This is a genomic window from Ectopseudomonas chengduensis, from assembly GCF_900102635.1.
In the GTDB taxonomy this organism is placed as follows: Bacteria; Pseudomonadota; Gammaproteobacteria; order Pseudomonadales; family Pseudomonadaceae; genus Aquipseudomonas; species Aquipseudomonas chengduensis.
Genome location: NZ_FMZQ01000007.1, coordinates 1 through 13,699 on the forward strand (window position 1 = coordinate 1; position 13,699 = coordinate 13,699).

Sequence of the window (13,699 nt, forward strand, 5' to 3'; positions counted from 1 at the left end):
CCGGATTGGCAAGAAAGTGGCAAACCAGTGCTCGTGATGGCAGCAGTGCCTACTCCAGTGCAGGTCTGACCTTCGACAGCGATCCGTGGTGAAACCGATGGCGCAGTGCCTACGGCCACTGAATCGCCTGCTATGGCTGAAAACGATAGTGAGATTGTTACGAGGAGGGTAAGAAGGATTTTCATGTTGGCCTCACTTGCACATGGTCTGGACTTGAACGATCCCGCACGGATTGTTGTTGATCTGCCGCCAATTCAACCCCTGGACCCAGACGGCAAGCCTCGGGATAAAGTCGGTGCCGTTATCTTCTGCCCAGGTGTGGTAGCCACCGATGTTCGAGCCCACACCAGAGTCGCAGACCGTACTGGCTGTAACATAGATTTTTGGTGTCTCCGGAGCTGTGCACGTTGGCTTAGGGACTGCGGTTCCGGCGCGCACGAGATCAATAGTGATGTCCTTCCCTCCGGCCACGACCACCATAGGAGGCTGCACGCTAGTCATGCCGAATAGCTGGGGATTCATTCCGCTGCTGTAGCGCTGATAGTTGAGTGCACTGCCCTGATCATCACGAAGGTTGACCTGGCCGCTATAGCTTCCAGTACCGAAGGCTTCCCAGTGCCATTCCTCTGCGTATGCCATTGCAGCCTGCGAAAGAAGCGAGAGCACAGCTCCAATCAAAACCAGTTGTTTATTCATCCATCACCTCAAATCACCTCAAATCACCTCAAACGCCATTGAGCCATTTCAGAAATGGCCCTCTGGTCTTCTCGATTGCTCGGTACACCTTCACCGCGTATGTGCGCTGTCGTGCCAGCTGCTCAGGTTTCTTCGGGTTTTCTCCGGTGTGGTAGCAACCCACGGCATGCCAGAAAGAGTTACTGAACTTGTTTAGGCACCTGCGCATGATCCAGCCCGCAGCCCAAAGGTTTGCGCATGTGTCGTGCTGCAGGGCACTAGCCCCGATCCCAACCTCCTCCGTTTTCGAAAGCCAGGCCGAGTTCACTTGTGCCGGTCCATAGTCGAAGGAGCCGTTAGTGTTCTTGTTCGCCATGCCTTTTCGTCCGCCTTCGACATACAGCAAGCCACCGATAAGCTCAGGAGGTAACTGGTATGAACGAGCGACGGTCATCACGCAGGCGCGAGGAACCTCGTTGTGTTGTATTGCCGGTGGAAGATCAAACATACAATATCAGAATACCGTGTAGTCCGAACAAAATTTAGACAACTCAACTGCCTCTTGCAAGGTTCCAGTAGTACTGGCTGAACACCTGGTTTACAACGGCTGTAGGCGGGTTCTTCTCGGGGTATCCTAATGACCGCTCCACCAACTCAACATTGACTGGTGTCTTCCTGTACCAGATCACGGCCGCCCAGACTTTGTGTCCCTTGATCTCCTCCAGAGGGATGTAGAAGTCAAACGTGACGCCTTTCAGTAGGTACTGCTTGGCCCACAACTCGAACCCTTTCTTGTCAGTCATGATGACGTTTGCAGGTTTAACCAAGCGACGATACTGCTTGCCTGCCTCGTAGTAGGAGACGACAAGAACCCCATCAATGACCTGTTCAATTGTTCCAGGGAAGCGCTGAGGAGCCATCTGCGCTACAAGAGCTGCGTCCACATCTCCACGGGTCGACCACAGAATTGCGTAATAGACGTTTGTGGCTTTCGTCCGCAGTGACTGGAGTCCCGTCGCCTCACCAACTCCAGTGCCGGCCACCCACCAGAGTGTAAGTAGCAGTGCGGCGCAAGATGCCCCACCACTAATGAGCCTGATGACAAGGGACTTGACGGGGTTTTCATAGCGCCACTGGCTATAGGCCTCCACGAGCGCCATAAATCTGCCGTATTCCCGGACCCTTTCCTCTCCCCGGCCGCCAGCGCGGACGGGCTGTTGTTTGTCCAGCAGAATGCTCAAGCGCTCGCTAAGGTCACGCAGGCGATCATCATCCATCTGCGCTACTCAGTACTGTTCGAAAGGCAAAGCGATTTGTTCATCGCCGATGGCTAGCTGCACACTGTTGCTGGCTATACCAGCCAATCTTGGGAGTACGACGCTACCCGATGCATCCCTAACAGGCATGGAAGAAATATCGTCGCCAACACGCCAAAATCCGCCGCCGATGAATGCCCCCCCCTCTGCTAGCCCTCCAACCTGTGGGCGATATGTCGCAAGCAGTAGAGCTGACAGCTGAACTTTTGGCTCTTCTTTCTTCGTCTCGACTTCTTCTACAGGCATTGGCGCACTGAAGGCCGCCTCAATGAGGTCATCACTCACAACGACCTGCCCATCATCTAGGGTTTTATCATTCGATGCCTGAACAATCGGAAGTGAGTATGAGACTTGGGTGTTGGCCATCTCTGTGACAGGTGCTTGCTCACCGTACACAGCCTGATACTTCATCTTCTGATTCATGTCGCTCAGGGTCACCCAAAGACCGTAGACAAGAAGCATCCCGCCGACAAACAGAAGCCCTTTCACGAGATCAGGTGAGAGGTTTGTCTCGATCTTCATACCCCGGCTCCTACTTTCTGGTCTGTACGAACGCGAATACAGAAAGGCGATACACGGGCGACATAGGTCGTTTTGACTCCTTCCTTATCATCGCCTTTGTTGATCGCGTACTCCACGGTCCCCATTTCAATGTCGGTACGCAGAGCCATCGCTCGCATACCAGCTCGCAGACCCGACATCGAGGTTGAGCTTACCTCCAGAGACTCACGACCTGTCGCTATGCACAGTTTCTGAAGCCCTACAGGCATCCCATTGACCACAACCTCTTCAGAGCCGACCTGCTCGACCCTATCAACATCCAGGTTAAGTCCGTATTGCTCGATGTTGACGATCCTAGTGAGCGTCAACTGATCTGATACTGAGTCGAAACCGATGAACGCAGCCTGCCAGCGGTCATTCACAGGGAGAAGTGCTTGGTAGGCCTCTTTCCATTCAATCAGTCGAAGATTCGCAGAGGCCTGCCTCTTCACGATTTCGCCAAGGTTTTTCCAGGCTTCAGGAATCGCAAGCAAAAAAACAATCCCCAATGCCCCGCCGAGACCGATAACAAGCTTTTTGTTGGTGATCACTTGTCGTTACCCCCCAGCCTATAGCGCCAGTATTTGTGGTCGGCGTCACCGACTTGAATATTCTCTTCGGCATGATCCATTACACGGACCGTCATGCCTGTTTTGTTATTCAACGCCGCAAGAAGCGGCTCAGCCTGATCCCGCGCAGAGCCCACGTCGAGAACCTGTGGCACCGAGAATTCAACGTAGAAGTCATCTCTCGCCTGGATTGCTTCACTCGACATACTCATAGCCTGATTGACCGTTGAAGCGCGGGGATCAACCTCATCGTAAAAACGGATACGATGGATGATTACTCCCTCAAGCAGGGCTACCTGCCGAAGCATGAGATCGAGCTTGGCGATACGCCCCTCATGACCAGGTTTCGTTTTAAGTAGAAACTCCCTGTGCCGCAGCAGATCGAGGCTCTGAGAGCTGTTCTTGTACGCCTCCTCATAACCGGCAATCTCGCTTTGGTACTCAGCCCGCTCCGCGCCTAGGCGCGCCCACTGAAGACCTATCGAGCCACCAAGGGCCAGAGCACCGACAAGCGCTAAGCTGACCGCCGGAAACCACCCCAGAGATTCATCAACGCTCTGCGGCTTTGAGAACAATTTGCGGGGCACGAGACTCTTAAGAGGAGCAGCGCCGACTTCTTTAAAATTCAGACGCTGGCTAAGGTCGCAAATTGGCGGATCACCTAGAGGATCGCACCAGAAGATTTCGTGGTCAGCGTACTGCGCCAGGATGTCCTGCAACGCAATGTCGAGCCGCACGCCATCTGGCTGAACATTCCTTTCGTAAGTGGCTTCGAGGCTTTGGTGGGTAAAGACGAAGACTTCAAGGTTCAGGAGGCCGACCGAGGTGACCCCGCCGCCGATCACTATGCAGTTTGCACGCTGGGATAGCCCGTAGGCCAAATACTGGTCCGCAAGAAGAAAGGTTTTCCCTTTGTAGCTTGCGATAGATGCTACTGCTTCTTTGGAAACTGCAACGTACAGCTTTTTCTTGTTCTTAACTGCAAAGCCACCCCTTGTTGCTAAACGGGGCGGCTGCTGGATGTACTGCTCATTATCGTTATCGAGTAGAGATTCAAAAGCATCAATATCATTCGTGATAAAGACCAGTTCACCGCCGAGGAGAATCGGCTCTTTGCTTCCGACCGCGAGCAGCTCGTCGAGCTGATCCATGCTAGAAATCAGGTTCATATCTGGCCCTTACAGACTTTGCATGCGAAGGGACATAATTTGGCCCATCACTGTGTAAATCGTGCCCATGGGAATTGTTACTGCCATGCCACCTAGAAAAAGCATCAATCGGTTGAGCGTGACAATGTAGTTTTCCAAACGCTCTTTCCCGTCCATGATCATTGTTATTCCGTACTCGTGCATGGCTTCATCCATCTCACCAGTATCGTGGGCTTGAGAGAATGCAAGTCGCAAATATGGCGGCCACATTACTATCGATTTTCTCGGATCACCTTCAGCCCTGCCCTCTGCACGTGCCGCATCTTTCAATCCTTTAACGAGCATCTCTTTTTGAAAGGCCAAAAGACCTGGACGCAGTGGCTCTGGAATAAGCCCGACAACGAGCTTTATCCGGTCGGTCATGTCTAGCCCAGCCATGGACACAATTTCCAAATATCGAGCCATAAGGCCGAATTTGAGATTCGCATATGCGGAACCGATACCCTTGAAACGCGATAGACCTTTTACGCACCAGATTCCGACAGCATCTCTATTTTCTTGTTTGGCTAACGCAGCAGCAATGCCAATTACGAGACCTGAAAAACCAACCAAAGTTAATAGCCAATTATGATCCAGCCAGCTCCTAATCGCGTTCGCCGAATTAACAATAAACCCAGGGTCATAACTAGGAGGAGCATTCCGCGCAAGCCCTTCGTACACAAACGGGACAAGCACAATGTAGAAAACCAAACTGATTAGAAATGCAACAAATAAAATGGCAATTGGCGTTTTTAGTTGACCAATTACTTTATTGATTTCTTCCTGGGCTTTACTTGCTTGCCAAATCTGGTCAAAAACCTTGTCGATACTACCAGCCGTTTCACCCGCTTGTATTGCCGGCATGATGTTGGCTGGGAACAACCCAGAAACAGCATCCGAAAAGCTCCATCCGTTATGAGATATTTGCTTAGCACCGGCATGCAGAACAGCGCGATGTTCTTCATGGGCGTTGCCGGCCTCTTGAAGAATCTCAGCTGCTCCTAGGTGACCACTTTTAAACAGATTCCGTAGCGTAAACGCAACGTCTCGTAACTGGCGATTATTCCTGATAGATACTTCTTTCACGCGCGAACGGTTGGCTGATGGCTTGTTCATTAGAGCATCACCGTATCCAAATCAACTTTTCCGCTTTTAAAAAGTTGGAAAGCGGCATTGAATAGCGTGTGCTTGCTGTCGCTAGCATTCTGAGCACGCATCCAATCCCTTTCATCGCTGCTTAGCAACAGCGCTCTAACCTCGGGATTCATGGTAAGCAAGCCATGAATCGGGATCATCCCGTCGTAACCATCAAGGCACTTGTTGCAGCCAGTAGGCTTTGCTTTCCGGTAGACATTGGGTAATTCGTTGCGCTCCAGGACGATTCCCTTTGAACGGCAGTAGTGCAGCATGTCCTCTACGCTTTCATCGTCCATTTCCGTCTCAACCGAGCAATGCGGACACACCGTCGTAACAAGGCGCTGAGCAACGATTGCCTCCAATACGTTCACCAAGTCGAAACGACGATCAGCGTTGAGGAAGCCGGCCATACGTCGGTATCCGAGCACAGGGTCGTTTGCGTGCGTGGTGGTAAATACCAAGTGCCCGGTGTTAGCCGAGTCAACAGAGACCGTGCATGCTTCTTTATCCCGAACCTCACCTACGAAAATCAGGTCTGGGTCGTGACGCAGTATTGCGCGCAGCGCCATAGCAAACTTGTTCTGCTGCTCTTCTTTGTCGCCGCGATAAGTATGCTGACTCACATCGATGTGAAGCACACCAGGGAGAATTCGCTCGCAGGGGTCTTCAACGCTGAGGCGCTTAAGACTATCTCCATATAGCTCCTCGTGTTCACATATCATCCCAGCAATGGTTGTCGACTTACCTGAGCCTGTTGGCCCACAAACAATCACGAGCCCATACTTACGTCGTATGAAACGTTTTAGCTCGGCCTGAATTTCAGCTGGGATATTTAGGTCACCCATCTTGATTTTTTGAACGGTACGAGGAAGTACCCGTACAGAAACTGAGATGGCCTCGCCGTTTGATGACTCTAGGGGGATAAACGACAATCGTAGGAAAGCCTGGCCCATTTTCCCAATAAACAGCGAGTTGCCATCCGCTGGAGCCATTAGGCGACCTGCGCCTTTGTTCGCGCCAGACCGAGCCAACAAGAAGCGGACAACCTCGTCCTTCTCTGCGCCTGCCAAAACAATACCGCTGTTTCTCAGGCGCTGATTGCGTCGAAAGAATACACGAGAGGAGCCGTTCTTTTTATCTGGAGCGATCTCCACATCGTTAATGCGTAGCTTAATTGCCTCGTTCAGGATGGAGATGGCTTTCGCTGCGGTTGGATTACCTTCTCCATCTTGCTCAGTGATGATCTGCAAGCTTTCACTTGCGCTTGTTTTGCCTTCTGCGACATCTTCCATTTGCTGGCGATAATAAATGAGTACGCCGTTGTCAGCAGCAGCGCACTTGATTTGCAACTCATCAACACGTGGTTGCTTCAACTCGGACGCCAGCGCCATTAGTAATGGAGACTGGCGCTTTTCATTCCGACCAAGGGTGTCAAAGCGAAGCATTTTCTGCATGTCGCCGAACAGAAGCATGGTAGTGCTACCGTTGATCTGCATCGGCAGTACGTTCCAACGTGCAAGATCAGACTCAATCTTCTGGAATACATCTTTTTTTGCGAGGAGCGGGTGGACCTGGAGGCCTGCATAAATTTGCGAGATGAATGGCAACCCTAGGTGAATCGCCATCACCTCGTCATAGCGCGGCGCAATATCCTGGATATTGTGCCGTAGCCAGTCGAGTGTTTTCTCCTCATCTGGCTTGGAACTGACAAGCACGTCGACTGCTTGCTGGCTCGCAATTCCAAGCGATACAACAATCTCGCCGACTTTGCGCTTGCGAAGGTTCAATACATTGAGTGCGTGTTCAAGCAGTTGGGGACTGATTGCACCGCCATCGAAGCCCCATGAAGCTGCAAGAGCAAGAACAGCACTGTCATTCAAATCTGTAGCGGGCATATTCATGGCTCTTACTCCAGCTTCATCTCTTCTGCCAGGCGGACAAGTGCGCCTGAGCTATTCGTAATTTGGGTACGGTTCACCAGCGCGATATGGTTCGCAGTCACCTGGTTGAACGAAATAGGGATACCCCACATGTTAAAAAGGTCATCACACGTAAATGGGATATCGTTGTAGCTATACACTCCAGAACAAGCAGCCGCCGTACCGGCATAACCAACAAGTTGCGGCATAGTCCGTGCCGTGCCGACCGCAAGAGGAGTGAATGTTTGGTCTTTGGCGTAGCGTCGGCCAAACTTTGCAATTGTTCGCACCAGACGTTGTTTCTCGCCTAGCAATATCGTGCTGTGACTCTCTCTGGTTTCGACCTTCATCCAGATGCTATTCGAACGCCCGCACCAGCTAGTGGCGGTCGCAAATGATCCCGTCCCGCACGTGTTCTCGGCAGCTGAGACATAGGCAGCGTTACCCACAGCGTTGTAGGGGGACTCAAACCACACAGCCATGCGAGTAAAGCGCCAAACGCTATCGCTCACTGTTGGCGCAGACTGGGCCTGGAAGTCCTGCGGACTGTCTAGGCGCAAATACTCGTACCCTGCAGTTGTTGGGAGGTTCGCTGGAGTGATGAACCCACTTGCCGGGTTCTCTTCGTATCTGTTGATCATGGCCTCGCCGAGTCGCTCCAGACGATGCTGAAGGAGCTTGGTCCGGTAGTAGTTCAACGTCTCTTCAACTGGCTGAAAAGCCATATTTAGCGAGGCGATGATGATCACGCCGATGGCGAATACGAAGATAACCGGCATGGTGAGACCTTACGGAACTTCTTCGACGGTAACGGTGTGGAAACCGTTGGAAGCCGCTGTATAACGTAGCGGGCCGCTGCTCACAGCAGTCGATGCGACAAAGTTGTTGATCCCAGCTCGCTTGGCCAGCTCGGCTACTGTTTCGCTGGGAACGTTGGTGTATTGCAAGCAGAGTTTCCCGGTCGCGCAGGTAACAAAGCTGACGGTGTAATCCAGCACCTGGTAAACGCCAGGGGTGCTACCACTTGCACGGGTAACCACTCGGAAGTCGCCTTCCATTGGGCGCATATTGATCTGCTCGAAACGGGTACGGTACGTGGTGTTCACGGCGCTGCTGCCGACCATCAGAACGTCCATCATGGTCATGCCCGAGGCGAGTACCGGGTTGCCGATAGCGCTGAGCCCAGTGCCCATTTGGACGTGCATGTAGCCAACACCCTTGGCGAGTTGTTTTGAAGCGCCGTTGATTGCCAGTGCATTCGCACCGTCGCTGCTGCCCCGGAATGCGTTGACACCGATAACGATGAGCACACCGACCACTGCGATGACGATCATCAGTTCAATGAGGGTGAAACCACCCTGCCCGTGTCTTTTTGGTTGAAGCTTTTTCATGGTTACTCCTGCGGGTTATGGCTTTAAAGTGATCACATCTTCGGTAGCGTTAACGCCCGTACGGGCGCAGTTTCAGCACGCACAGCATCACTGGTGCGAGTTTCTTGTGACGGCATGAGAACACCGGCAATGGCGATGACGACCATCAAGTCAATGACGGTGAAAGACCACCGACGTTGATTTTTAGCGGGCAGCTTTTGCATGGATGCTCCTGGGTACTCGCTTAGAAGGTGATAACGACATCGTTTGCGAGAACGCCAGTTGGTGCTGCCCCGAGCGATACGCTCCGGTTGATCCGCAGAGCCGCGTAGTGCGGCGCAGTGTTTGCGGTACTTGTTCCGGAAGCTGTTGGCTCGTAATCCTGGCAATACTCAATAGCGCCCCCCCAAGCGGTTACGCCAAACTCGGAGGGGTCCAATCCGATCTGAGCCAGCACATTGACGTTGGCATCGCTGAGGCGATACCAGCCGTTATGGCAACCCATATTTACAACCGGATTTCGCCCTACGTAGCTCGGAGCCCCAGCATTGTTTGGGAGCGGGAAAAAGTTATTTGTGGAATTCGCAGCAGCCAGCCGCAGCCTGGTGTAGAACTCACTCGCGAGCTTGTCCGCGAGCCTGTTCAAGCGACCTGTTGTCTGTCGGAGCATTGCTTTCTGCTCTGGCAATGTACTGAATACGATACCGCCGTAGTCTTCACCGGCAGGAGCCCAGGTTGTAACGTTTGCAGCAGTCATAGTCGGTGAGTCGCCAGGGATTGCCGTATTGCAAGCCCCTGACAACGGGCATTTTGTTTGCACAAGAGCCCCAACGTCATATGTCAGCGTGACGTTTGTTCCTGTCGAGAAATAGAACGGAATGGCCTGTGTCAAACCTGACACCCGCTGATACACGCGGACATTCTGGACGGCAGAGTTGTCGTCATTGATGGCATTAACAGGAACCCCGGTATTTCGGAGTTCCATTGAAAGTGCCTGACCGGCAGCACTGGTATCGCCAGAGTTGTAGATTGTCGACTTGTAGCTTCCACCAGTGTACGGAGCCGGCAACCTCCCACCGTTGCTGGTTCGCGCGTAGTTCATGATCCCGCCCGCGATCTTCTGCATGTTGAGCGTATGCTCGTCGCGCTTAGCCAACTCCCTGTACTGGAATCCCATGCTGATAAAGGGCGTGATGGCGACAATTAGCACGCCAAAGACGGCAACAGCGATCAGCAGCTCAATCAGAGTGAATCCTCGGGAACTGTGCTTTTCCAGAGTGCCTACTCGCATGACCATTCCCTCACTTGTTCACTTTGAGGGTCAGAGCGAGGTAGTAGGTGGAAACAGAGTCTTTGTGCTGTTTCCGGCCCATCGCGCCAGACAACCAATTGCCTTCGGCGTTGTAGCCCGGCAGACCCGAGCCTGTGCTCTCGCTGGACTCGTTCACCTGGCCACCCAGGATGATCATATCCCCGTCTTTCATCAGCACTTCGCCGCTGTAGTTCGAGTCACGAATCTGTGGAATCTCGCTGGGGATAGCCTGCGTCTCTCCGTCGCCGGCAGTGATGTACTGGGTTGTCTGAAAAGTTCCAGTCTGAAGGGATTGACTGAAGGTAATCGGTGAGCGAACCATGCCCGTTGCATCGTCGTAATAAGGAACGATGCGAAGCAGCGTCCCAACTTTGAACGGTATAAGCTGGTTGCTAGTACCTACCAGCGCGCCGCCCGTTGACCCAGAAGATGCGTTCTGCTGGACCTGGTTGTAGTATTGAGTGTCGTACTGAGCAAACTCGGACGGAACACCGTTGGTTGTCGCAAGCCTGGGTTTTTGCTTGATCGTGAAAGAGCCATTCGCCTCTAAGTAGGCGAGGAAAATCTGAGCGGGATTTCCAACCAGTTTTTGCACCCCCAGGAAACTACCAGCGATGGCATCTCCACCAGGAGTGACAACGGGCGGAACGCCGGTCGACGGTGGAGAAACTGTTACGCCGCCAAGTGCGTTGTTATTCACCACCATCCCAAACTCACCATTGGCGAAGCTCGCGAACGCCTGCAGATCGAGGCCTTCCGATTTCTCGCGAGTTGTGTTCACGAGGATGAGCATGCCCTCGTAAACCATCGTGACGGCGTTATCCGCTTTGACGTTGTTCAGGTAGTCTTCAATGTCGTTCATCACCCAATGAGGAGCCTGCACTGTTACGGCCCCTGTGCTGGGGTTCACTGAGAAATTGCCTAGCGTCTGCTCGCTGCACAGAGAACCTCCCCCCGCCTGCATAGCAGGCTGCGGCACAGCCGCCTGCTGCATGACCTGCATCTGCATGGCCGGCATTCCCACCATGCCGCCTGTCATTTCGGGCGGCATGGGCGGAAGAGTTGATGCGGTTGCAACAGGGGCCACATACGAGGGCACACACTGCTTGAGGAGAGCTGCCAGCTCGGTCTTCAGGTCTTCCCAGAAGTCCATATCGATACTGACTTCACCTTTACCGGTATCAACACCAGTTTGAACGCCCCCGACGATACCGCCGGATTCGCCGCCACCTACGCCGGAGCTAGCGCCCCCCGAAGAACCTGAGCCGCCGTAGGAAGAACCCGACGTACCCACGTTCCCGCTAACGGAGCCACTGACGTACTTGGTTTTCTTCGGCCCGATCTTTATGTAGTAGGTACGCTGCTTATTGGGAACGATTGCAATGAACCGGCCTTCATCATTGATGACGTAATCGAGCCCCATTGGTGCGAACAACAGGCGAAGCGCTGTCTCGCCATCTACGTTGCTGACGCCAAAGCCGTTGTATTGATAGCCTTCCAGCGGGAGGCTGGACATTACGTTGATACCTTTGGCGCGGAGCATCTGCGCCAAAGCCTGGGCACTGATGGAACTTTGCCCCTTTGGCATAGCGAGGTTTATTCGCTGATCTTTCAACCAACGATGTTTCTCACGCGCGACACGTTCACCTGCGCTAGGCATATCCGTAATACGAATACGCCCTTGCTGCTGGTCCTCCATACGCTTTTTCCAACTTTCCAACTCTTTACTGAGTTGGGACGGCTTGTCAGTCATTTGACCGACCGGAGTAGTGCAGCCCGCTACTGCAAAAATGAAGCTGGCGGCCAGACACGTTGTAAGGAGCTGACGACGCATCAGCGAGCCTCCTTCAGGACAGTAATTTTTCGGGTTGTTGTGTTCACTTCTGCTTCAACTGGGTGCAGCATCAACAGCTTGGTGATGGCCTCGGCAAAGTTCTTCCCGGCAATTGGGTAACCGGCCTTAATGCGGTAATCCACATCATCCATTCGCCACTCTGGTGGGTTCCACCCGTTCTCCTTCGATAGCCTTATCAGGTTGTCGCTGAGATACCCGGCCTGGACGTTAAGTCTCGTTTCGGGCGGGAGCGCCGGTACAATCGGTTTAGGAGCAGCAGGCGAAGTAGCTTGTTTTGGTGGAGCCGAGGTCGCAGGACCAGTAGATGCCGTGATCGGCGCAGCATTGGGGGCCGGTAGAGTTACAGCTGAGCCGGATGCCTTTGCTGTTGAGTTGGAGATACCAGTGCTTGGCTTTGTAGCCGCTACAGGCGCGGCGACCTTTGGGGCTGGGCGCGGAGGTTCTTCGATGACCTTGATTCGTTTATTGCCCGCTACAACGGGGCGACCTTTCAGCATCTGGATGGTCCGCTGATACCAGTCCACATGAAACTGCAACCCTTCGCGTAGAGCGATGTCGCGGAGCACATCAGGCCAGCGCTTTCCACCGTTGAAAGTGATAACTGTGGGAACGTCCTTACCTGCAAGGTCTTTCGATTTATACACTTGCCAGCCGGCCGGGATGATCAGTGCCATCCCATCAGCGAAAGGCACTTCGTCACCAAACCCCTCAACTATCTCGGCGTTACCCGAACCCGTTTCGGTCAGCGGTGAATAAGCGAGATCGACCAGCAGTTCAGAATTGACATAACGCTGCTGCTTAGGTGCCATAGCGGCGTCGGGCTGCCTGAAAGGTGCAAGACCACGATCTTCATAAGGTGTATGCCGGCTCATCTGCCCCTGCTCTGTCGAAAGCATCGGGCTCCCCTCAATCGAGAAACCCGCGAAGCATGTGAGCGGAACAAAACAAGACAGCGCTATCCATAAACGCATCACGACAACTCCCCTACAAGGAAGCGGTGAACCTCACGCTTGAACTCAGCGGTGTCATCACCCTTACTTACGAGTATCGCGAGCTGGTCTTGAACAAATGCACGTCTCAGTGCATTCCTGCACCACTCTTGCATTTTGAATGTGCTTTCCGCCTCGCTGTGCTCAAGAAAGCGGATCAGACGTGCGTCCAGATCGCTATCTAAGTCAGGTCGAGCGATCCTTAGCTGCCTCCGGAAGACGACTTCTTTCCTAGGCATCAGCGCACGCCTCCAGCTTCTTGATAACGAATAAAGATTTGACGAAGGCTTGTATTGACGGTGACGTCCGCCATCGCGCCTGCTTGATAGCCGGCGTCTGCGGCCCAGTAGATGGGCGGCCTGCGCTGCTCTGTGAAGGTCACCATCAAAGGCGTCGCCGGGCGCATCCCCAGGACAATTGGCTGCACCCAGCCAACTGCATCCGTGAGTGACTTGAGGAAAACTTCGAGTTCGCCATTGAAGCCACCTTCCAGCAGCAGTGGCTTACGCATCTCTTCGGGCACGCGCGCCATATCGATGCGGTATTCCTCAGTCACTCGATTCCCTTTCCCACCCACACTTTGCGCTAGCGCGCTTTGTTCGGCGGCCCTCGCAATGCGCATGGCTGCCTCATCAAGCGCACGTGCGGCAGGGTCCGCTCCATCAATGCCGGTCGCTTTCGGGGCTGCACTTTGACAGCCAGCGACAGCTAGGAAACAGACAAATAAAGCCACCCGCTTCATCGATTGAGTACCCGATATAATGATATTGACCGAATAGTATCTGTTCCTTAATGTCGCAGTCAACGCTAGTCGCGTCGACGGAGACAGC

Annotated in this window: 15 protein-coding genes; all 15 read right to left on the minus strand. The window is 53.4% G+C overall.

Annotated features, from left to right (window positions below):
* Nucleotides 1-192 precede the first annotated feature (192 nt).
* Nucleotides 193-696, minus strand: a complete 504-nt coding sequence (locus BLS08_RS12160) for a hypothetical protein (protein ID WP_017362155.1) — start codon at nucleotides 694-696, stop codon at nucleotides 193-195.
* A gap of 28 nt (nucleotides 697-724) precedes the next feature.
* The gene (locus BLS08_RS12165; protein WP_026042058.1) at nucleotides 725-1,183 is read right to left on the minus strand and encodes a lytic transglycosylase domain-containing protein; all 459 of its coding nucleotides are present in this window, start codon (nucleotides 1,181-1,183) and stop codon (nucleotides 725-727) included.
* 43 nt (nucleotides 1,184-1,226) lie between these two features.
* Nucleotides 1,227-1,952 carry a hypothetical protein gene (locus BLS08_RS12170; RefSeq protein ID WP_017362157.1) on the minus strand — a complete coding sequence of 242 codons (726 nt, stop codon included), beginning with the start codon at nucleotides 1,950-1,952 and terminating at the stop codon, nucleotides 1,227-1,229.
* 9 nt (nucleotides 1,953-1,961) lie between these two features.
* Nucleotides 1,962-2,513 carry a hypothetical protein gene (locus BLS08_RS12175; RefSeq protein ID WP_017362158.1) on the minus strand — a complete coding sequence of 184 codons (552 nt, stop codon included), beginning with the start codon at nucleotides 2,511-2,513 and terminating at the stop codon, nucleotides 1,962-1,964.
* Complete coding sequence (locus tag BLS08_RS12180) at nucleotides 2,510-3,082, minus strand: hypothetical protein (RefSeq protein ID WP_017362159.1); 573 nt, start codon at nucleotides 3,080-3,082, stop codon at nucleotides 2,510-2,512. Before BLS08_RS12180 ends, BLS08_RS12175 begins: the two co-directional genes overlap by 4 nt.
* Entirely contained in the window at nucleotides 3,079-4,269 is a 1,191-nt protein-coding gene (locus BLS08_RS12185; protein WP_139204211.1) for a hypothetical protein, read from the minus strand. Before BLS08_RS12185 ends, BLS08_RS12180 begins: the two co-directional genes overlap by 4 nt.
* Before the next feature lie 9 nt (nucleotides 4,270-4,278).
* Nucleotides 4,279-5,403, minus strand: coding sequence for a type II secretion system F family protein (locus BLS08_RS12190; RefSeq protein ID WP_081101737.1), 1,125 nt, complete (start codon nucleotides 5,401-5,403; stop codon nucleotides 4,279-4,281).
* Entirely contained in the window at nucleotides 5,403-7,325 is a 1,923-nt protein-coding gene (locus BLS08_RS12195) for a GspE/PulE family protein (protein ID WP_017362162.1), read from the minus strand. Before BLS08_RS12195 ends, BLS08_RS12190 begins: the two co-directional genes overlap by 1 nt.
* A gap of 5 nt (nucleotides 7,326-7,330) precedes the next feature.
* A complete protein-coding gene (locus BLS08_RS12200) occupies nucleotides 7,331-8,122 on the minus strand; it encodes a hypothetical protein (protein WP_017362163.1) in 792 nt (263 codons plus the stop codon).
* 9 nt (nucleotides 8,123-8,131) lie between these two features.
* Nucleotides 8,132-8,734, minus strand: a complete 603-nt coding sequence (locus BLS08_RS12205) for a prepilin-type N-terminal cleavage/methylation domain-containing protein (RefSeq protein WP_017362164.1) — start codon at nucleotides 8,732-8,734, stop codon at nucleotides 8,132-8,134.
* Nucleotides 8,735-8,766: 32 nt separating this feature from the next.
* Nucleotides 8,767-8,937, minus strand: coding sequence for a hypothetical protein (locus BLS08_RS26325; RefSeq protein WP_017362165.1), 171 nt, complete (start codon nucleotides 8,935-8,937; stop codon nucleotides 8,767-8,769).
* A gap of 20 nt (nucleotides 8,938-8,957) precedes the next feature.
* Entirely contained in the window at nucleotides 8,958-10,004 is a 1,047-nt protein-coding gene (locus tag BLS08_RS12210; RefSeq protein ID WP_026042059.1) for a type II secretion system protein, read from the minus strand.
* A gap of 10 nt (nucleotides 10,005-10,014) precedes the next feature.
* The gene (locus BLS08_RS12215; RefSeq protein WP_017362167.1) at nucleotides 10,015-11,859 is read right to left on the minus strand and encodes a secretin N-terminal domain-containing protein; all 1,845 of its coding nucleotides are present in this window, start codon (nucleotides 11,857-11,859) and stop codon (nucleotides 10,015-10,017) included.
* Complete coding sequence (locus BLS08_RS12220; RefSeq protein ID WP_139204212.1) at nucleotides 11,859-12,851, minus strand: hypothetical protein; 993 nt, start codon at nucleotides 12,849-12,851, stop codon at nucleotides 11,859-11,861. The genes BLS08_RS12215 and BLS08_RS12220 overlap by 1 nt, the downstream gene beginning before the upstream one ends.
* A gap of 256 nt (nucleotides 12,852-13,107) precedes the next feature.
* Nucleotides 13,108-13,674, minus strand: coding sequence for a DotD/TraH family lipoprotein (locus BLS08_RS12230; RefSeq protein WP_155718742.1), 567 nt, complete (start codon nucleotides 13,672-13,674; stop codon nucleotides 13,108-13,110).
* Between the last annotated feature and the right edge of the window lie 25 nt (nucleotides 13,675-13,699).